The organism is Agathobaculum sp. LCP25S3_E8 (genome assembly GCF_052117165.1).
Taxonomy (GTDB): Bacteria; Bacillota; Clostridia; order Oscillospirales; family Butyricicoccaceae; genus Agathobaculum.
The window spans coordinates 46384-64312 of record NZ_JBQKJR010000007.1 but is presented as its reverse complement, the minus strand read 5'-3'; the positions used below and the strand labels follow the sequence as shown (position 1 = coordinate 64312).

Here is a 17929-nt window from a genome sequence, read left to right as displayed (position 1 = left end):
TTATTGTGTCCTAGGGACAAAAAAATACACCTGCAATCCTGCAGGTGTATTGATATGATGTAACTTATGCGGTTATCATAACGGTCTGGGAGGCACCGTCCCAATCGACCACAAATCCACACAAATCGCCCAAACTTCTGAGCTTATAGTAGGTATACCCATCTACATTGTATGCTGCAATCATATGCAGTGTGCCATCAGCAGCAGTCGGCTCAGTCAGAGATTGCACGGTGCGTCTCTCGCTGGACATCGGTTTGTTTTCCGTTCCGTTCGGCGTGTAGGGCGAAAAAGATTTAAGCTCGACTTGTTGCAAATCCTTATTCCACTGTACGTCAAAACTGCTTGGTGTATCCTTGAGTAAAACAGCGACATCTCGTACGCGCACATAGTTGTTGCCGCCAATATTATACGCCGGCAGCACAGTAGTGTGGCCGTTGACCGACACATTGGCAACCGCAGGATAGGCAACAGATGTTTGCCGCAGCAGGGAGGAGACCGACTGCTGCATGGTGATGCGATAGCGTGGCATCTTATGGAGAGAGACAAAGGGATTGGCTTTTCCAGCGTTGGTCAGCGTGCTGACCAATATGCCGTTTTCATTCAAAAGCGTTTGCATCCAACTGTCGTAGGCTCCAAAGGGATAGGAAAAATAAAGCACTTTCTGCTGCCCGGTGTGCTGCGTTATCAACTGGATGCTGGTTTGCAGGTCGCTGCCGACACGCAGGCGATAGGCGGCTTCCGATTCTCCGGCTAGACGCATGACACCGTTGATACCGTTCGGTGCGCTATTGCCGAGGTACTGGGGATTATGCAGATTATAGGTATGCGAACCGATTTCCACGATACCGCTGGAGACCATTTCTTCAATCTCTTCCCAGGTTAGAGAAGTAGACAGCGCATCGGTTGTGGTTGCCAAATGAATGTTGTTAGCAACCACGGCAATGGCCGCTTTCATGCCGGTGCTTTGTAAAATCGGATAGGCATATTCGTAATTGGAGTGATAGCCATCATCAAAAGTAATCATAATGGGCTTTTCCGGTAGGGACTGCTTGCTCTGCGTAATTGCGACCAGTTCGGCCGGAAGCAACGGCGTAAACCCGAATTCTTGAAGGAATTCCATATCCAGCCGGAAACGATCTGCCGTAATGGTCATGCTGTTGGTGCGTCCAGGATCGGTTGTTAGATCATGGTACATTAAAATAGTTAAACTGTTATTGGCCGGTGCGGCACCAGCCGTTCCCAGCGTAGACATGGTCACCATGCAAATGCATGCAATCATTATTGCAGCTCTTTTGATAAACGCCATTCTCATCTTATCCGCCTACCCTTTCCACAGCATTATACCATTTTTTTTCAATGCTGTCCACTTTTCCGCCCCTTGCATGCTGATGCTGGAAGGATTATAATGAGGAGGAAATGAGGTGAATATCATGCCTGATTTTGGAAATATCATTGCTCGGGTCTTTTCCGATCAGGATATTATGCCTGCGGATGTGCCGCAGCTTGATTTATATATGGATCAGGTTTTATCGCTGTTTGATCAGCATCTGTTTGCGGATAAGCGGAATCCTTCTGATAAGCTGCTGACTAAAACGATGGTGAATAATTATGTAAAAGAGGGGTTGATGACCCCGGTTCGCGGCAAAAAATATACCCGGCAGCAAATTATGCAGCTGCTTTGTGTATATCATTTGAAGCAAAATCTGCGCCTGAGCGATGTAAAGGCACTGACCGGACTCGATGACGTCGATTTTGGGGCCTGTTATGCGCATCTGCTGGAGGACAAAATGAAGATACGCGAAAGCGTTCCGCCGATGCTGGATGCGTTCCTGCCTTATGATTCAGACGATCCCAACGGAAGGCTGATGCTGTGTCTTGCGCTCAGTGAAATTGCTTCTTATTTGCGTCGTTTATGCGAAAGTGTAATTGATGCAATTGACGAACAGACCGGAGGAAAATGAAAATGTCCATTGAAAAAGCAAAAAATTGGCTGCGGCAATTTGGGGTAGAGGGCCGTGTACGGGAATTTGATACCTCTTCAGCTACGGTTGAACTGGCAGCACAGGCGGTCGGTTGTGCGCCGGCGCGAATTGCAAAAACCCTGTCCTTTCGCACTGGAGACGGCGTCATTCTGATTGTTGCTGCGGGCGACGCCAAAATTGACAATCCGAAATATAAAGCTCGTTTTGGTTGTAAGGCGAAAATGCTTGCCTTTGAAGAAGTCGAGCCGGAAATCGGTCATGCAGTCGGTGGGGTGTGCCCCTTTGGTATCAATGAAGGCGTAACGGTTTTTTTGGATGAATCGCTTCACCGTTTTGAGACCGTGTTTCCTGCCTGCGGTTCTGACAATTCCGCAATTGAATTGACTATTCCGGAACTGGAGAAATTTTCCGGATACAAAGCATGGGTGGATGTGTGCAAGGGATGGCGGGAGTAACCGTTTCGCTGGCGCAGTTCGGTGCCTGTGAGGACAAGCAAAACAATTTGCGCAGGATACAAGACTTCGTACAGGAAGCAAAAGAATTTGGAGCATCCATGCTGTTTCTGCCAGAATACAGCATGTTTTATGCAAAAATGAACAGGCGGTCACTAAATATTCGGGCGGCGGAGTCTCTGGATGGTCCGTTCGTTTCTGCGCTGTCACAGATGGCCCGGCAGTACGGCCTGTGGATCACCGCAGGCATGTATGAGCGGTCGGACGGCCTGCCGTACAATGCCGTTGTGGTCATGGATAAAGACGGTACCCTGCGTGGCGTACATCGTAAGCAGCGGCTGTATGATGCCTTCGGCTATCGGGAGTCGGACGAATGCCGGGCAGGGGAAAGTCCATTCTGTCCAGTGGATACGCCGGTTGGTAGGCTGGGGCTGATTACCTGCTATGAGCTGCGTTTTCCGGCGTTGGCCGCTGCGCAGAAGCAGGGCGGAGCAGAGGTGCTGCTGGTTCCTGCGGGTTGGGCGGCCGGTGCAAATAAGGTGCTGCATTGGCGCACGCTGCTTTGCGCGCGCGCGATTGAAAACAGCATGGCTGTGTTCGGTGTGGACCAGTATGCGCATGATTGCTTTATCGGCTACAGCGCAGCGTTCGCATCGGACGGCAGTACGCTCGGCGCGCTGGAAGACGGAGACGGCCTGCTGACCATCACAATTTAAAGGAGAACGATTATGCAATTTGATCCTACGTTATATGTTATTACGGACAGCACTTACCATACGACAGAGACTTTGCTGCACGCGGTTGATCAAGCCTGTGCGGGCGGCGCAACGCTCATCCAGCTGCGCGAAAAGGACACAGGCGGACGGGACTATCTGTCGCTTGCGCAGCAGGTAAAGGCAGTCACTGACCGCTGGAATGTGCCGCTTATCATTGATGACCGCGTGGATGTGGCCATTGCCTGCGATGCAGCAGGGGTGCATGTCGGTGCAAGCGACCTGCCGGTGGCCGTGTGCCGCAAGCTGCTGGGGCCGGATAAAATCGTCGGTGCGACCGCAAAAACCGTGGAGGCCGCACAGACGGCCTATGCGGACGGTGCGGATTACCTTGGTACAGGTGCGATTTATCCGACTACCACGCATGTCACGACCAAGCTCACGCCAGTCTCTACGCTGAATGAAATTTGCCGAGCTGTACCTATTCCAGTGGTTGCGATTGGTGGTTTGAATGCGGACAATATGGATGTGCTGGCAAACAGCCCGATTGCAGGCATTGCAGTGGTTTCCGCAGTGATGAAAGCCGAGGACCCGCGCGCGGCGACGGCACACATCAAAGAAAAGTTTTTGGCGATGCAGAATCATTGATTAGATGGTATAGTAAAAGGCTTCGGAACGAATGTTCCGAAGCCTTTTTTGCGTATGGAGGAAATGGAATTCAATCTTCAAACAGCGGCGTAGAGAAATAGCGCTCAGCTGTATCGGGAAGGACGGTGACCACGGTTTTGCCGGGACCAAGTTTTTTTGCAAGCTGGATAGCGGCAGCAACATTGGTACCGCTCGAAATGCCACACATAAGCCCTTCCATGCGCGCAAGATCTTTGGCGGTTTGAATCGCTTCGTCATCAGTTACGATGTAAAGGTGGTCGTAAATCTTGGTGTTCAGGTTTTTGGGGATGATACCGTCACCAATACCCATCTGCAGATGGGTGCCGATCGAACCACCCGACAGGATGGCCGCGTTTTCCGGTTCAACCGCCCAGATTTCCAACTGGGGATTTTGTGCCTTGAGCACTTCACCGATGCCGCTGATCGTGCCGCCGGTGCCAAAACCGGAGCAGAAGCCGTCGATTGGGCCGCCGACCTGCTCGAGAATTTCGGTGGCGGTGTGGTGGCGATGAACAGAGGGATTCGCCGGGTTGTCGAACTGTCCCGGAACAAAGACCTTAGGGTCATTTTTAGCCATTTCGTCTGCAATTCGCTGGCATTCTGCAATACAATCGCCAATATTGCCGGCATCGTGTACCAGAATTACTTCAGCACCATAATGCTTCACCAGTTTGCGACGCTCCTCGGAAACGGAATCCGGCATAATGATTTTAACCTTGTAGCCCTTGACCGCACCGCAAAGCGCAAGGCCAATACCCTGATTGCCGCTGGTGGGTTCCACAATAATGGTGTCCGGTCCGATTAGGCCGCGCTGCTCAGCGTCCTCCACCATATTGAGCGCCGTACGCGTTTTGATAGAGCCGCCGACGTTTAAGCCCTCAAATTTGACGAGCACCTCGGCGCAGCCTGCGGGAACCATGCGGTTCAGACGTACCATCGGCGTATGGCCGACTGCTTCCAGGATGTTGCTGCATATCATCGAAAAATCTTCCTCTCAAACGTGTCTGACATACATTATAGCACAACTTTTTGCATAAGGATAGAACAGATTGACCAAATTGTGTCAATCTAACCTTCTTTTTTTGGAGTTTATGCAGGGAGGAGGTGAAATGTGATGGAAATTCGTTTTCAGCAGGCCAATGCGGGTAATTATCTATCCGCTGCACGCGGGAAGGAGCAAATCAGCTATCTGGTAATCCATTTCACAGCAAATGACGGTGATACTGCCAAAAACAATGTGGATTACTTCACAAATTCCAATATTTCGACCTCAGCACATTATTTTGTGGATGAAAAAGAAGTATGGCAGTCTGTGCGTGAAGCGGATATTGCGTGGCATTGCGGCACCAAAGGTACTTACTTTCATCCGTATTGCCGTAATGCCAACAGCATCGGTATCGAGTTGTGCAGCTGCATCAAGAACGGCAAATACTATTTTCAGCCGGGAACGGTGGAAAACGCGGTACAGCTGGTGCGTATGTTGATGCAGAAGTATGATATTGCACCGGACCATGTGGTGCGGCACTATGATGTGACGCATAAAAACTGTCCGGCGCCGTTTGTAGAAAATGCAGCGGCATGGCAGGACTTCAAGCGCAGATTGACAGAGGAGGTGGATGATATGACAGCAGATGAGGTAAAGAATCTGATTGCACAAAGCAAAACGGTATACAACACCGTAGCGTCTGTACCCGAGTGGGGCCGTGCGACGGTGGAAAAGCTGGAGCAAAAAGGGTGGCTCAAAGGTGAAGGCGGCAGCGCGGGACTCAACCTTCCGGAAGAAATGCTGCGTGTGCTTGTGATAAATGACCGGGCAGGCATTTATGGAGATTAAGTGACAAAAAACGGCGAAAGCACTTTGCTTTCGCCGTTTTTCTCTTCTGTTTGTAAAAGTTAGCTTAATCCAGATAAATGACTTTTTCAATGCCCTTGATGCCGAGACCCGGCTCGTCGGATACAGTAATGTCCTTTTCGTGGAATACTGCACCGCCGAGAATGGGGTCCTCAGTGCAAAGCACTGGTCCGTCCAAATCAATCTTGGTGATGATTTGCTTAGCGCAGGCAAGGTGAATGGCTGCGTTAACGCTGATTTTTGCTTCAAGCATGCAGCCGAGCATGCATTCAACACCGTATACCTCGGCGGCCGAGGCGATTTTCAGTGCATTGTACAAGCCGCCTGCCTTCATGAGTTTGATGTTGACCAGATCGGCTGCACGCATCTGCATGATGGTCAGCGCGTCCGCCGCATTCTGCACGCTTTCATCCGCCATGACCGGAATCGTCACATTATCGGTGACATATTTTAGGCCGGTCAAATCGTGCTGCGCAACCGGCTGCTCGACAAACTCAATGTCCAGCCCCGCATCCTCCATCTGGCTGAGAATGCGCACCGCTTCCTTGGGCTTCCAGCCCTGATTGGCGTCAATGCGGATTTTCACATCGTGACCGACTTCAGCGCGGATGGCCTGCAGGCGGCGCAAGTCGAGCGGCGCGTCCTTACCCACTTTGCACTTGAGACAGTCGTAGCCGCGGTCAATGGCATTGCGCGCGTCGCGCGCCATCTCTTCCGGATCGTTGACGCTGATGGTGATGTCGGTCACAATCTTGCTTCGACTGCCACCGAGCATTTTGTACACCGGAATACGGTAAAGCTGACCGTACAGGTCCCAAAGCGCCATATCGACCGCCGCTTTGGCGCTGGTATTCTTGAGGATACAGCCCTGCAAGGAGAGCATCAGGTTTTCAAAGTCATCCACCTCGCGGCCAAGGAGGGTCGGAGCAATGTGGTCTTGAATGGCGCCAATGATTGCGCCTGCGGTGTCTCCCGTGACCGCGCCGGTCGGGGGCGCTTCGCTGTAGCCGATTGCGCCGGTGTCGGTGTGAATTTCTACAATTACGTCCTCGACAGAAGAAACCGAGCGCACCGCGGTCTTAAACGGTACACGCAGCGGCACGGAAATGCGGCCCAGACGGATTTGAGTAATTTTCATCAGTTGTCAGCTCCTTGTTGCAAGATGCGTTACGATTATTTTGCCAGTTCGTAAATTGCCGCCGCCAGAATTTCCGCGTTCTGCAGCAGCCGCTCCACTTCCATATATTCATCCGGCTTGTGTTCGCGGATTTCGTCGCCTGGAAAGACCGGGCCGAATGCGACCAGATTCGGGATGGATTTGGCATAGGTGCCGCCGCCAATAGATTTGAGCACCGCTTTTTCGCCGGTCTGCTCCTCGTACACTTTGGACAGCTTGCGGATGAGTTCGCTCTCAGGCGGCATATAGATGGCAGCCTTGTGCTTCATCTGGGTTTCTTGGAAGCCGCCGAGCGAGAACGCGCGCTCCAGGCGCGGATGGGCTTCGTCATAGGCCTTGGTGACGGGGTATCGCACAGACAGGGTGAGGGAAAGCGTGTCCTCTGCAAATGCCGCAACGCCAAGATTGACCGTCAGGTCGCCCGAAAGGTCATCGCGCATGGCAAGGCCCAGCGATTCGCCGCGCGTCTCCAATCCGATTCGGTCAGCAAGGAACGCCATGCAGTCGGCAAGCTCGCCCTCCAGAGGAAGCTGGGTCAGCGCGAGTGCCAGTCGGCCAATTGCGTTTTCGCCCTGTTCTGGAGTGGAGCCGTGCGCGGATACGCCTTCCGCCTCCACGCGGATGCCGCCGTCAATTGGCGTGGCCGTGACCTTGTCCAGCGTGATGCGATCCGCAGCCTCTGCGGGGCATGCAAGTTCCGCCACGGCATACGCGGGGGAGACATTGGAGGCAGTGCCGCCTTCAAAACGGGTCAGGCGGTACGCACCGGTTTGGTTCAGTTTGCGGGCATATACGCAGTTCATAATGCCTTTTTCACCGTTAATGATGGGGTATTCACCGTCCGGCGTGAAGCCCATGACCGGCACTTCGCCGCCGTGTTCGAGATACCATACCATATCCTGACAGCCGGTTTCCTCATTCGTGCCGAACAGGATGCGGATGCGGCGGGACGGAGCAAAACCTGCGTCCTTGAGTGCGGCCAGTGCGTACAGCGCCGCAACCGTCGGTCCTTTGTCATCCATCGTGCCGCGGCCATAGATGCGGCCGTCCTTGACATCGCCCGAAAACGGCTCAGCGGCCTGCCAGCCGTCGCCTGCGGGCACAACATCCAGATGGCCGAGTACGGCAACCATTTCGTCGCCCTCGCCGTATTCGCACCAGCCCACCCGGTTATCCATGTTGACCGTGCGGAAGCCCAGCTTTTCGCACAGCGCAAGCGTTTCATGCAGACAGCGCGCGACCTCACTTCCATAAGGCGCGTCCGGTGTGGGTTCGCCCTCCACACTTGGGATCTGAATCAGTGATGCTAAATCTTTGAGTAAATCATCCGCGTGTGCGCGGATATAGGTTTTTAATTCCATCGTAGTCCCTCCTTAACGGGTTCTGAACATTCCCATATCATATTGTACAGGATGAACGACCGATTTGCAAACCATTCTGTGCAAATTGCTTGCAAGACCTTGCAAAAAAATTGGTATTCCTGTATACTAAAAAGCAGCCCGATGTTGCGGCATACGGGAACCGGGACAGAGGGAAAGAGAATGAAAAAGTGAGGGATGAAAACACATGATTACCAATGGCTTTACCTATATTGCGGTGCTGGTATTTCTGGCCGGTATTCTGGTAGGTGCGGAAAAGCTGACCAAATGGAAGTTTTTCAAGTTCGTGCCGCCGGTGGTGCTGCTGTACCTGCTGACCATGCTGCTTTGCACCGTGGGAGCATGGGATATGGAGGCGACCAAGGGCGCATACAGTGCTTTGAAAAATAATATTCTGTACGCGATGCTCTGCCTGATGCTGCTGCGCTGCGATATTCGCAAGGTGCTTAAGCTCGGCCCGCGTATGCTGGGCGGCTTCTTTGCGGCCAGCATTTCGATTGCTATCGGCTTTATCGCAACCTATGCGATCATGAATGGTGTGCTCGGTTCCGATGCATGGAAGGCGCTTGGCGCTCTGTGCGGCAGCTGGATGGGTGGATCGGGCAATATGGTCGCGGTGCAGGAAGCGCTCCATATTTCGGAAGCGGATATGGGCTATGCGCTTGTGATCGATTCGATCGACTATTCGATTTGGGTTATGTTCCTGCTCTGGGCGATTTCGTTTGCACCGCAGTTTAACAAATGGACCAAGGCATCCACGACTACGCTGGATGAGGTTTGCGCTCGTCTGGAGAAGGAGATGCAGGAGGAAGACAAGCACATGACTTTCCCCGGTCTGCTGTTCCTGGTCGGTGGTGCGCTGCTGGTTTCCGCCCTGTCGCAGAATGCGGGCAATGCGATTTTTGAATGGACGAAGACGCTGATCGGCGGCAATACGCCGTGGGTCGATTCCGCGACGTGGACGGTGCTGGTTGTTACGATTATTGCGCTGGTCGCAGCGGTCACGCCGATCGGCAAGATCGCCGGTGCGGCAGAGTTGTCTAACGTCATGCTTTATATCGTCATCGCGTTGCTTGCTTCCCGTGCAAGCCTTCTGGAGATGACCGATGCTCCGGCGTGGATCGTTTCCGGCTTTATGATTCTGGCAATCCACGGCATTATTCTGGTCATCATTGCAAAGCTCTTCAAGCTCGATATGTTCACTTGTGGCGTGGCATCGCTGGCGAACATCGGAGGTACGGCGTCTGCGCCGGTGCTTGCGGCATCCTATTCGGGCGCACTGGTTCCGGTTGGTGTGCTGATGGCGCTGATGGGCTATATCATCGGTACCGGCGGCGGTATCCTCACAGCGAATATCATGCGATTGTTTGCGTGAGTATGTTTGGATAAAAAAGGCTGTCTCTCACAGAGAGGCAGCCTTTTTTCGTACATAGGAAAATTTGTGGTTATGTTGTTGCAACAACATACAGCGGATGAGGATTTCGTTATACTGAGGACAATTGAAATACATGGGAGGATACCGCGATGATGCGTAAAATTATTGAGATTGATGAAGCAAAGTGCAACGGCTGCGGCCTGTGTGCAAATGCATGCCACGAGGGCGCAATCGGCATGGTAGACGGCAAGGCCAAGCTGCTGCGTGACGACTACTGTGATGGACTGGGTAACTGCTTGCCGGTGTGCCCGACCGGAGCGATCACCTTTGTCGAGCGGGAGGCAGCGGCTTACGACGAAGCGGCGGTGCAGGCCAACATGCGCGCCAAGCAGCAGGCACAGCAGCCGCTGGCTTGTGGTTGTCCGGGCAGTCAGGCGCGCGCAATTGAGCGCACGGCAGCCGCACCGGTCGCTTCGGCTGCGCCGGCAGCATCTGAGCTGCGTCAGTGGCCGGTACAGATCAAGCTGGTTCCGGTGAATGCGCCGTATTTTGATGGGGCGCACCTGCTTGTTGCGGCGGATTGCACAGCTTACGCTTATGCAGGCTTTCATCAGGATTTTATCCGGAATAAGATAACGCTTATCGGCTGTCCCAAGCTGGACGAGGGCGATTACAGCGAAAAGCTAACCGAAATCATCCGGAACAACAACATTAAAAGCGTCACGGTGGTGCGCATGGAGGTGCCGTGCTGCGGCGGTATCGAGCATGCGGTGCGCACGGCGTTGCAGGCGAGCGGTAAGTTCCTGCCGTGGCAGGTGGTTGTCATCTCGACCGACGGAAAGATTCTCGAACAGTAAGCAGGTAGGCAAACCCCTCCGTTTGTGGTACAATGGGTAACACAAACGGAGGGGTTATGTATGAATACACTGGATGTGGTGCATGATTTTCTGCGGCGGCAGGTCAAGCCCGGTGCGTTCTGCATCGACGCGACCGCAGGCAAGGGACGCGATACGGCGTTGCTTTGCCGTCTTGCCGGAACGGAGGGGTGTGTGCTTGCGTTCGATGTGCAGCAGGAGGCGGTCGCACAGACGCGCGCGCTGCTGGACACGGAGGGACTGACTGCTGAGGTTGTGTTGGACAGCCACGCGAACATGGCGCGCTATGCCGCGCCGGGAAGCGTGGACTGCATCGTGTTCAACTTCGGCCGGCTGCCGGGCGGCGATCCGAAAATCTTCACTACCGCAGCGTCCTCTATCCCGGCAATAGACGCGGGGCTGTCGTTGCTGCGCTCAGGCGGTGTCATGGCGCTTGCGCTCTATTACGGAAAAGAAAACGGATATGAGGAGAAAAATGCGGTTTTACAGCACTTGAAGACGCTAGATGACCGAGTATTTACTGTTCTGGCCTGTGACTGGCTCAACCGGAAGCATGATCCGCCGCTGCCGATTTTTATCTGGAAAGACTAGTCCGGATATGCTATAATCGGCAGGTAAGGAGGGATGCATCATGCCTTGGTGTCCCAAGTGTAAAGCAGAATACCGGGAAGGATTCGCAGAGTGCAGCACTTGTCAAGTGCCGCTGGTGGATAGCTTGCCTGAAGAAAATGAAGTGTCGGAGCGTGAGAAGTTTGTTTTGCCGGACGGCATGGAAAAGCCAATCGTGGTGTACACCGCAAAAAACCGTTTGGAGGCCACGACGATCTGTGATATGTTGCATGAAAACGATGTGGTGGCGTACGACCGTCCGGCATCCTTCGGTCAAATTGTAGATTATACCGGCGCAGATTCCCGCTTTGGTTTGTCAATTATCGTGGATGTGAGCCAAACCGCCCGGGCGCGGGAACTGATCGACGAGATGCACCGTAATCTTTCGGAAACGCCAATTGATGAGAACGAGCTGGCGCGTCTGGCCGAGGAACAGGCAATGGAAACGCCCGAGCAGCCGATGGAGGACAATGCTTCGTTTAAGCTGCTGCCGGTGGTGGCGGGCATCATCGTGGTGGCGTTGGTGCTGCTGTATTTTGTGAGCAACTGAAGGAGGCGAATCTATGCCGTGGTGCCCAAAGTGCGGGGCAGAGTTTCGTAAGGGGTTTACTGCCTGCAATACCTGTCATGTCAAGCTAATCGATCATAAGCCGGACGGCACGGAGACGATAGAAGAGATTTCGCCGCCGCCTCAAGGCTGGGAACGTGAAAGCCCGAAAAAGCAGCGTATATTACGCATTCTGCGTGCGCTGACCGTTGTCCTGCTGGCGCTTGCGGCGGCTTTGCTGCTGCAAAATCTGTGAATGCAGAAAAAAGCGTGTACTCATTAGAGTACACGCTTTTTGTTTGGTGGAATTAAAGGATGCCATCGAACAGGCCGGTGAAGTCCAGCGTAGCGAAGTAATCCTTGGGAGTTTCCGCGCGGCGGATCAGTTCCACCGAGCCGTCTTCGTGCAGCAGAAGTTCTGCCGAGCGCAGCTTGCCGTTGTAGTTATAGCCCATCGAGAAGCCGTGCGCACCTGTATCGTGGATGTAGATATAATCACCGATATCAATGCGGGGCAGATTGCGGTCGATGGCAAACTTATCGTTGTTTTCGCACAGGCCGCCGGTCACATCATAGGTGCGGTCGTGCAGGGCGTTTTCCTTGCCCAGTACGGTGATGTGGTGGTATGCGCCGTACATCGCAGGACGCATCAGGTTGGCCGCGCATGCATCCAGACCGGCATATTCCTTATAAGTGTGCTTGTGGTGGATGCACTTGGCAACCAGCGCGCCGTACGGCCCAAGAATGAAGCGTCCCATCTCGGTGTAAATGGAAACGTCGTCCATGCCTGCCGGGCACAGGACTTCCTCATACGCGCGACGTACACCTTCGCCGATGGCCATGATGTCGTTCGGCTCCTGCCACGGCTTGTAGGGGATGCCAACACCGCCGGACAAGTTGATAAACGCGATGTGTACGCCGGTTTCCTTGCGAACCTCAACCGCCAGCTTGAACAGGATGCGGGCAAGGGCGGGATAATACTCATTGGCTACCGTGTTGGAAGCGAGGAACGCATGAATGCCGAAGTGCTTAACGCCCTTGGCTTTCATGTACTTAAATGCCTCGATGAGCTGCTCGCGGGTCATGCCGTACTTGGCTTCCTGCGGGGTGTCCATGATTTCGTTCTCCAGCACGAAGTCGCCGCCGGGATTAAAGCGGCAGGACATGGTTTCCTTCCACTCACCGACCTTATCGTAATAGTCGAGGTGGGTGATGTCATCAAAATTGACGATGGCATCCAAGTCGCTGGCCAGCTTGAAATCCTCGTTCGGGGTGACGTTGGAGGAGAACATAATGTCGTGGCCGGTGATGCCGCAAGCCTTGCTCAGCAGCAGCTCAGTGTAGCTTGAGCAGTCGCAGCCGAAGCCTTCCTCGTGCAGCAGCTGTACCAGACGGGGATTGGGCGTGGCCTTGACGGCAAAGTACTCCTTAAAGCCCGGATTCCATGCAAATGCCTCCTTGACCTTGCGCGCATTTTCGCGGATGGCCTTCTCGTCATAGATGTGGAACGGGGTGGGGTAAGTCTTTGCAATCTCCTGTACCTGTTCGAGTGTCAAAAAGGGTTTCTTTTCCATTGGTTTTGTTCGCCTTTCCTTTTAGGGTTTATTCATCGGATTGTTTGCCGAGGATGCGCTCAAAACGGCGGCGCATATCGTCCTCGAGACGTTGGGTTTCAATTTGGTCGATTTCTGCAATACGGCCATCACGTATGATGACGACCATGCCTTCGCCCAGCATAGCGGGAGCATCGGCGCGAGAAAAATTGACCATCTTTCCACCGATTTCAACAACCACATCATCGCCTTCAAAGCGATCGACAATACCGGTCTGTTTCATGCAGCATTCTCCTTGCTTGATGACGGTGGGTGAAGCGGGAGGATTACGGTGCCGCATTCCGCTGTAATGCGGACATCGTTTACTCCCGCAAGGGACAGATTTTGCAGCGTTTGCGGGTCGGGGTGGCCGTAGTCGTTGTCTACGCCGCAGGAGATGACGGCAACGGATGGTTGAACGGTTTGCAGAAAGGGCAGAGAGGACGAGGTCGCTCCGCCGTGGTGTCCTACCTTGAGTACATCACAGCGTAAGGATGGATAGTGCGTCAAAAGCGACTGTTCGGCGGCAGCTTCCGCATCGCCCATCAACAGCACTTTCTGCTCATCGGCCTGAAACAGCGTGATGAGCGAGCGGTCGTTTAGGTTACTGCTCGGTACATCGTCCGCAGGGCCGAGGAAGGTGAGCGAAGCGCCGGAGTCAAACGCCAGCGTATCGCCCGGTGCGGGAATGGTAGGCTGAACATCCTGTGTTTGCAGTGCGTCCAGCAGTTCTGAAAAAGAAGAAGTGTTCTGCGTTTCCGGCCCCATGTAGAAATGATCGACCGGAAACGTCTGGAGAACCTGTGCCATGCCGCCGATATGGTCGGCATGCGGATGGGTAACAACCGCGGCATATAGTCGGGTTACACCCAAATCCTCCAGATAGCGAACCACCGCCGCGCCGCTTTCCGCAGTGCCTGCGTCTATCAGCACGGCCTGCCCGCCGGAAAGCAAGAGCACAGAATCGCCCTGACCGACGTCAATAAAATGTACGGCAGTTTCATCTGTCAGCTTCTGATGCGGGAGTAAGTGATCGGCGGTTTGGAGGATGCCGCTCAGCACGAATGCAACGGCAGCCGCGCACCAGAGGAACAGCCGAAGTTTTCGTTTCATTATTCCTCACAGGTGCGGTAGGAATCGAACTGGTCGGTGACTTCCTTGGACGGTGCGGGGGTCAGCAAGCTGACCACGAAAATGGCGATCATGCCACAGACAAAGCCGGGAACAATCTCATACAGTTCGAAGATGCCGCCGGACAGCTGCGCCCATACCAGATCAACCACGCCGCCGACGATGATGCCGGCATATGCACCGTACTTATTGGTGCGGCGCCAGAACAGCGAGCAGAGTACGAGCGGACCGAAGGCGGAGCCAAAGCCGGCCCATGCGTATTCTACCAGACCGAGCACGGTGCTGTTCTGATTGGTGGCGATGAAAACCGCGATCAGCGCGACCGCGATAACGCAGATGCGGGAAACCCACATCAGCTCGGACGGAGAAGCGTTCGGACGGATCTTGTTATGATAAAAGTCCTCGGTGATGGCCGAAGCGGTAACCAGCAGCTGGCTGTCCGCCGTGGACATGATGGCTGCCAGAATTGCAGACAGAAAAATGCCTGCGATAAACACCGGGAAGATGCGGCTGACCATGTTGATGTAAATGGTTTCCTCGTTGCCGGCGGTGACCAGCAGGCCGTCGCCCAGGAACATGCGGCCGGAAACACCGATGAGCACGGCGGCCGTCAGCGAAATGAGCACCCAGATAGAGGCGATGCGGCGGGATTTTTTAATCGCGCCGGGCGAAGAGATGCCCATGAAGCGCACCAGAATATGCGGCTGGCCGAAGTAGCCCAGACCCCAGGCGAGCAGAGAAGCAATGCCGAGCGCCGTGTAAGGGGTGTTGGTTTCGCCGTCGACGAACATGTTCAGGAAGTTGGGATTAAAGGCTTCCACCTGTGCCAAAAAGTCGGACGGGCCGCCGAGCGAGCCAATCGCAATTGAGGGTACGGCGATAACGCAGAAGAACATCAGCAGGCCCTGGAAAAAGTCGGTCCAGCACACGGCAAAGAAGCCGCCTGCGAAGGTATAGGAAATGACGACAACTGCACCCACCAGCAGCGACACCATATACGGGATGCCGAACACGGAGGAGAACAGCTTGGCGCAGGACACAAAGCCGGAAGCGGTATAAAACAGGAAAAATACCAGAATAAATACGGCTGCAATGACCGAGATCATGCCGCTTTCATCATGGAAGCGGTTTTTAAAAAATTGCGGAAGCGTGATGGCATCGTTTGCAACCTTGGTATACTGGCGCAGAGGCTTAGCAACCAGCAGCCAGTTCAGATAAGTACCCACGGCAAGGCCGATGGCGATCCAGCCGGCGGAAATGCCGGACAGATAAGCGGCGCCGGGCAGGCCCATCAGCAGCCAGCCGGACATATCTGACGCCTGAGCGCTCATCGAGGTGACCCAGGAGCCGAGCTTGCGGCCGCCAAGGAAATAATCGGTCGTCGTTCGGCTTTTGCCCATGAAGTACATGCCGATACAGATCATGAAGATCAGGTATACGCCAAAAGCGGCGATCGTAATGATGCTGTCAAAGTTCATGTGTATTTACCCTCCCAAAATTCATGTTTATTATACATGGAAACTGCTTTTTTTGCAAGAACACGGGGAGAGAATTGCGCGGTTGGATAAAAATATACGCTTTGCACAATTTTATGCATATTTCTCTTGCACCAGTTATTAGAAACGTCTGCCTGCAGGCTGCAAGGTAAAAGGAAAGAGGCTGCGTGTACGCAGCCTCTTTGCAGCAAAGTTCCGTTATAATTGCATGGCCCGTGCCAGCTTGCTTTCCGGTTCCGGCACAAGCGAAAGATGCTCGGCAAGTTCGGCGGCAAGCGCATGGAACGCATCCTCGCTGCCGGCGACATATTCCAGCTCAATTTCGCACAGTGGCGCGGTTTTGTCTCCGTGCCGCAGCGTGCCTTGGTCGAGCGCCAGCTCACATACGGTGTTGCCCTGCTGCAGCAGAATGGCGCAGCGCCGGAAATTCACCGTGCAGATGACCTCCAGCGGGGCGGCGAGCGCCTGCGCGCAAAGCGTCAGCGGCGCGCCCTTTTTGGGCAGGATGGAAAGTCCCTCGGCAACCGTCTGCGCCATGCACTCGTATTCCTCATGCGCGCGCATACCATCCGGTGAGTTTTCGTTGCGCAGTTTCAAGCAGCAGACACTGCGGTCGTTTTCTTTTCGCATGCGCAGCGCGGCTTGCTGCCCGCGCAGCAAACCGTCCGCCGTGTCGAAATACTGCGACTGCATATGCAGCGTTCGGCTTTGCGTGCCGATGCGGGAGGAGGCCCATAAAAGCGCCTGCCCCAATAGACCTTCACTCGCGCGCCACTTATATTCCTTCTCCATGGTTTTGTTCATCAGCGCACCTGTCCGTTTCCGTAAATGATATATTTGGTGGTGGTCAGCGCGGTCAGGCCCATCGGACCGCGCGCATGCAGTTTTTGGGTAGAAATACCGATTTCCGCACCAAAACCGAATTCAAAGCCGTCGGTGAAGCGAGTGGAGGCGTTGACGTAGACCGCTGCCGCGTCCACTTCATCGAGGAAACGCTGCGAAGCGGCATAATCGCGGGTGACAATGCATTCGGAGTGGCCGGTGTTGAAGCGGTTGATGTGGTCGATGGCCTCGCCCAGCGAGTCCACTACCTTACAGGAAATTTCATATCCGAGATATTCGCGGCCGTAGTCCTCGTCGGTTGCGGGCAGCACCGCGTTTCCGAGGATTTCCATGGTGCGCGGGCAACCGTGTAATACGACGCCGTCGGGCGCGAGGCCCTCGGCCGCCATGGGTAGGAACTGCGCGGCCACATCCTTGTGCACCAGAAGGCTTTCGGCGGCGTTGCACACGCTCGGCCGCTGGCACTTGGCGTTGACCAGAATGCGCTGCGCCATGTCGAGGTCGGCGGAGGCATCGACATACACGTGGCAGTTGCCCGTGCCGGTTTCAATGACCGGAACGGTCGCGTTCTGCACGACCGCGCGAATCAGCCCCGCGCCGCCGCGCGGGATGAGCACATCCAGATAACCGTTCAGTTTCATCATCTGGTTTGCACTCTCGCGCGAGGTGTCCTCAACCAGATTGATTGCGTCTGCAGGTAGCCCCTCGGCTTCGAGCGCCGCACGCATGAGCTGAGTCAGGCGCATCGAGGAATGAAACGCTTCTTTGCCGCCGCGCAGGATACAGGCCGAACCTGCCTTGAAGCACAGTGCGGCGGCATCAACGGTGACGTTGGGACGCGCCTCGTAAATGATGCCGATGACACCCATCGGCACACGCTTCTGTCCGATCAGCAGGCCGTTGGGACGCTTGTGCATGCCCAGCACCTCACCGACCGGGTCGGGCAGCGCGGCAACCTGACGGCAGCCTTCCGCGATGCCTGCGATGCGCTTTTCGTCCAGCATCAAACGGTCGATTAACCCGTCCGCCAGACCGGCGGCACGGCCGTTGTCGATGTCGATGCGGTTGGCGGCGATGATTTCGTCTGCGTGTGCGCACAGCGCGTCCGCAATGGCGAGCAGGCCGCGATTTTTATCGTTTGTGCCGAGTTTTGCCACCGCGTGCTTGACGCGTCGTGCATCCTCAGCGATTTCCAGCAGTTGCCGCATGGTGTTTCACTCCGTTTATCTAAAATATC

General features: G+C 54.5%; 20 protein-coding genes. 10 read left to right on the top strand and 10 right to left on the bottom strand.

The features are described 5' to 3' along the window. Positions 1–64 precede the first annotated feature (64 nt). Positions 65–1279, bottom strand: coding sequence for a polysaccharide deacetylase family protein (locus tag ACTQ34_RS04495; RefSeq protein ID WP_441362706.1), 1215 nt, complete (start codon positions 1277–1279; stop codon positions 65–67). A gap of 151 nt (positions 1280–1430) precedes the next feature. Here ACTQ34_RS04495 and ACTQ34_RS04490 point away from each other — a divergent pair, with 151 nt between their 5' ends. Genes ACTQ34_RS04490 through thiE form a run of 4 tightly spaced genes read left to right on the top strand, consistent with a single transcriptional unit; the run spans position 1431 to position 3795 of the window. Then, on the top strand, positions 1431–1961 hold the full coding sequence (locus ACTQ34_RS04490; protein ID WP_441362705.1) for a DUF1836 domain-containing protein: 531 nt from the start codon (positions 1431–1433) through the stop codon (positions 1959–1961). Between the two features lie 2 nt (positions 1962–1963). Beyond that, positions 1964–2437, top strand: coding sequence for a YbaK/EbsC family protein (locus ACTQ34_RS04485; RefSeq protein ID WP_441362704.1), 474 nt, complete (start codon positions 1964–1966; stop codon positions 2435–2437). Then, positions 2425–3150, top strand: a complete 726-nt coding sequence (locus ACTQ34_RS04480; RefSeq protein ID WP_441362703.1) for a nitrilase-related carbon-nitrogen hydrolase — start codon at positions 2425–2427, stop codon at positions 3148–3150. Before ACTQ34_RS04485 ends, ACTQ34_RS04480 begins: the two co-directional genes overlap by 13 nt. A gap of 12 nt (positions 3151–3162) precedes the next feature. Continuing rightward, positions 3163–3795, top strand: a complete 633-nt coding sequence (gene thiE, locus ACTQ34_RS04475) for a thiamine phosphate synthase (RefSeq protein ID WP_441362702.1) — start codon at positions 3163–3165, stop codon at positions 3793–3795. A gap of 70 nt (positions 3796–3865) precedes the next feature. On the opposite strand, the gene cysK is transcribed toward thiE, so the two are convergent. Further along, positions 3866–4795, bottom strand: coding sequence for a cysteine synthase A (gene cysK / locus ACTQ34_RS04470; RefSeq protein WP_441362701.1), 930 nt, complete (start codon positions 4793–4795; stop codon positions 3866–3868). 135 nt (positions 4796–4930) lie between these two features. Here cysK and ACTQ34_RS04465 point away from each other — a divergent pair, with 135 nt between their 5' ends. Next, positions 4931–5650: a peptidoglycan recognition protein family protein gene (locus ACTQ34_RS04465; protein ID WP_441362700.1), complete on the top strand. Its 720-nt coding sequence runs from the start codon at positions 4931–4933 to the stop codon at positions 5648–5650. A gap of 64 nt (positions 5651–5714) precedes the next feature. On the opposite strand, the gene ACTQ34_RS04460 is transcribed toward ACTQ34_RS04465, so the two are convergent. Both ACTQ34_RS04460 and pepV read right to left on the bottom strand, forming a co-directional pair. Further along, on the bottom strand, positions 5715–6806 hold the full coding sequence (locus ACTQ34_RS04460) for a dipeptide epimerase (RefSeq protein ID WP_441362699.1): 1092 nt from the start codon (positions 6804–6806) through the stop codon (positions 5715–5717). A gap of 35 nt (positions 6807–6841) precedes the next feature. Then, positions 6842–8206: a dipeptidase PepV gene (gene pepV, locus ACTQ34_RS04455; protein WP_441362698.1), complete on the bottom strand. Its 1365-nt coding sequence runs from the start codon at positions 8204–8206 to the stop codon at positions 6842–6844. Positions 8207–8411: 205 nt separating this feature from the next. Here pepV and ACTQ34_RS04450 point away from each other — a divergent pair, with 205 nt between their 5' ends. From ACTQ34_RS04450 to ACTQ34_RS04430, 5 genes are all read left to right on the top strand, one after another. Continuing rightward, entirely contained in the window at positions 8412–9599 is a 1188-nt protein-coding gene (locus ACTQ34_RS04450) for a DUF819 family protein (RefSeq protein ID WP_441362697.1), read from the top strand. A 149-nt stretch (positions 9600–9748) separates the two neighbouring features. Next, the gene (locus ACTQ34_RS04445) at positions 9749–10456 is read left to right on the top strand and encodes a 4Fe-4S binding protein (protein ID WP_441362696.1); all 708 of its coding nucleotides are present in this window, start codon (positions 9749–9751) and stop codon (positions 10454–10456) included. Positions 10457–10516: 60 nt separating this feature from the next. After that, a complete protein-coding gene (locus ACTQ34_RS04440) occupies positions 10517–11065 on the top strand; it encodes a tRNA (mnm(5)s(2)U34)-methyltransferase (protein WP_441362695.1) in 549 nt (182 codons plus the stop codon). Between the two features lie 40 nt (positions 11066–11105). Next, on the top strand, positions 11106–11633 hold the full coding sequence (locus ACTQ34_RS04435; RefSeq protein ID WP_441362694.1) for a hypothetical protein: 528 nt from the start codon (positions 11106–11108) through the stop codon (positions 11631–11633). 13 nt (positions 11634–11646) lie between these two features. Then, complete coding sequence (locus tag ACTQ34_RS04430) at positions 11647–11886, top strand: hypothetical protein (RefSeq protein ID WP_441362693.1); 240 nt, start codon at positions 11647–11649, stop codon at positions 11884–11886. A gap of 52 nt (positions 11887–11938) precedes the next feature. On the opposite strand, the gene ACTQ34_RS04425 is transcribed toward ACTQ34_RS04430, so the two are convergent. From ACTQ34_RS04425 to ACTQ34_RS04400, 6 genes are all read right to left on the bottom strand, one after another. Next, positions 11939–13204 (bottom strand): diaminopimelate decarboxylase, encoded by a 1266-nt coding sequence (locus ACTQ34_RS04425; RefSeq protein ID WP_441362692.1) that lies wholly within the window; start codon positions 13202–13204, stop codon positions 11939–11941. A gap of 28 nt (positions 13205–13232) precedes the next feature. Further along, positions 13233–13466: a DUF3006 domain-containing protein gene (locus ACTQ34_RS04420; RefSeq protein WP_441362691.1), complete on the bottom strand. Its 234-nt coding sequence runs from the start codon at positions 13464–13466 to the stop codon at positions 13233–13235. After that, entirely contained in the window at positions 13463–14335 is an 873-nt protein-coding gene (locus ACTQ34_RS04415) for a ComEC/Rec2 family competence protein (RefSeq protein ID WP_441362690.1), read from the bottom strand. The genes ACTQ34_RS04420 and ACTQ34_RS04415 overlap by 4 nt, the downstream gene beginning before the upstream one ends. After that, positions 14335–15831, bottom strand: coding sequence for a sodium/proline symporter PutP (gene putP / locus ACTQ34_RS04410; protein WP_373163549.1), 1497 nt, complete (start codon positions 15829–15831; stop codon positions 14335–14337). Before putP ends, ACTQ34_RS04415 begins: the two co-directional genes overlap by 1 nt. 216 nt (positions 15832–16047) lie before the next feature. After that, positions 16048–16653, bottom strand: coding sequence for a CYTH domain-containing protein (locus ACTQ34_RS04405; RefSeq protein WP_441362689.1), 606 nt, complete (start codon positions 16651–16653; stop codon positions 16048–16050). Continuing rightward, the gene (locus ACTQ34_RS04400) at positions 16653–17900 is read right to left on the bottom strand and encodes a glutamate-5-semialdehyde dehydrogenase (protein ID WP_441362688.1); all 1248 of its coding nucleotides are present in this window, start codon (positions 17898–17900) and stop codon (positions 16653–16655) included. Before ACTQ34_RS04400 ends, ACTQ34_RS04405 begins: the two co-directional genes overlap by 1 nt. Positions 17901–17929: the final 29 nt, after the last annotated feature.

Coding starts and splice junctions, on each gene's coding strand:
- ACTQ34_RS04495 (WP_441362706.1), bottom strand. CDS start 1,279: ATGATTGCATGCATTTGCATGGTGACCATGTCTACGCTGGGAACGGCT.
- cysK (WP_441362701.1), bottom strand. CDS start 4,795: ATGATATGCAGCAACATCCTGGAAGCAGTCGGCCATACGCCGATGGTA.
- ACTQ34_RS04490 (WP_441362705.1), top strand. CDS start 1,431: ATGCCTGATTTTGGAAATATCATTGCTCGGGTCTTTTCCGATCAGGAT.
- ACTQ34_RS04415 (WP_441362690.1), bottom strand. CDS start 14,335: ATGAAACGAAAACTTCGGCTGTTCCTCTGGTGCGCGGCTGCCGTTGCA.
- ACTQ34_RS04485 (WP_441362704.1), top strand. CDS start 1,964: ATGTCCATTGAAAAAGCAAAAAATTGGCTGCGGCAATTTGGGGTAGAG.
- ACTQ34_RS04450 (WP_441362697.1), top strand. CDS start 8,412: ATGATTACCAATGGCTTTACCTATATTGCGGTGCTGGTATTTCTGGCC.
- pepV (WP_441362698.1), bottom strand. CDS start 8,206: ATGGAATTAAAAACCTATATCCGCGCACACGCGGATGATTTACTCAAA.
- ACTQ34_RS04480 (WP_441362703.1), top strand. CDS start 2,425: ATGGCGGGAGTAACCGTTTCGCTGGCGCAGTTCGGTGCCTGTGAGGAC.
- ACTQ34_RS04460 (WP_441362699.1), bottom strand. CDS start 6,806: ATGAAAATTACTCAAATCCGTCTGGGCCGCATTTCCGTGCCGCTGCGT.
- putP (WP_373163549.1), bottom strand. CDS start 15,831: ATGAACTTTGACAGCATCATTACGATCGCCGCTTTTGGCGTATACCTG.
- ACTQ34_RS04465 (WP_441362700.1), top strand. CDS start 4,931: ATGGAAATTCGTTTTCAGCAGGCCAATGCGGGTAATTATCTATCCGCT.
- ACTQ34_RS04445 (WP_441362696.1), top strand. CDS start 9,749: ATGATGCGTAAAATTATTGAGATTGATGAAGCAAAGTGCAACGGCTGC.
- ACTQ34_RS04405 (WP_441362689.1), bottom strand. CDS start 16,653: ATGAACAAAACCATGGAGAAGGAATATAAGTGGCGCGCGAGTGAAGGT.
- ACTQ34_RS04430 (WP_441362693.1), top strand. CDS start 11,647: ATGCCGTGGTGCCCAAAGTGCGGGGCAGAGTTTCGTAAGGGGTTTACT.
- ACTQ34_RS04435 (WP_441362694.1), top strand. CDS start 11,106: ATGCCTTGGTGTCCCAAGTGTAAAGCAGAATACCGGGAAGGATTCGCA.
- thiE (WP_441362702.1), top strand. CDS start 3,163: ATGCAATTTGATCCTACGTTATATGTTATTACGGACAGCACTTACCAT.
- ACTQ34_RS04425 (WP_441362692.1), bottom strand. CDS start 13,204: ATGGAAAAGAAACCCTTTTTGACACTCGAACAGGTACAGGAGATTGCA.
- ACTQ34_RS04400 (WP_441362688.1), bottom strand. CDS start 17,900: ATGCGGCAACTGCTGGAAATCGCTGAGGATGCACGACGCGTCAAGCAC.
- ACTQ34_RS04420 (WP_441362691.1), bottom strand. CDS start 13,466: ATGAAACAGACCGGTATTGTCGATCGCTTTGAAGGCGATGATGTGGTT.
- ACTQ34_RS04440 (WP_441362695.1), top strand. CDS start 10,517: ATGAATACACTGGATGTGGTGCATGATTTTCTGCGGCGGCAGGTCAAG.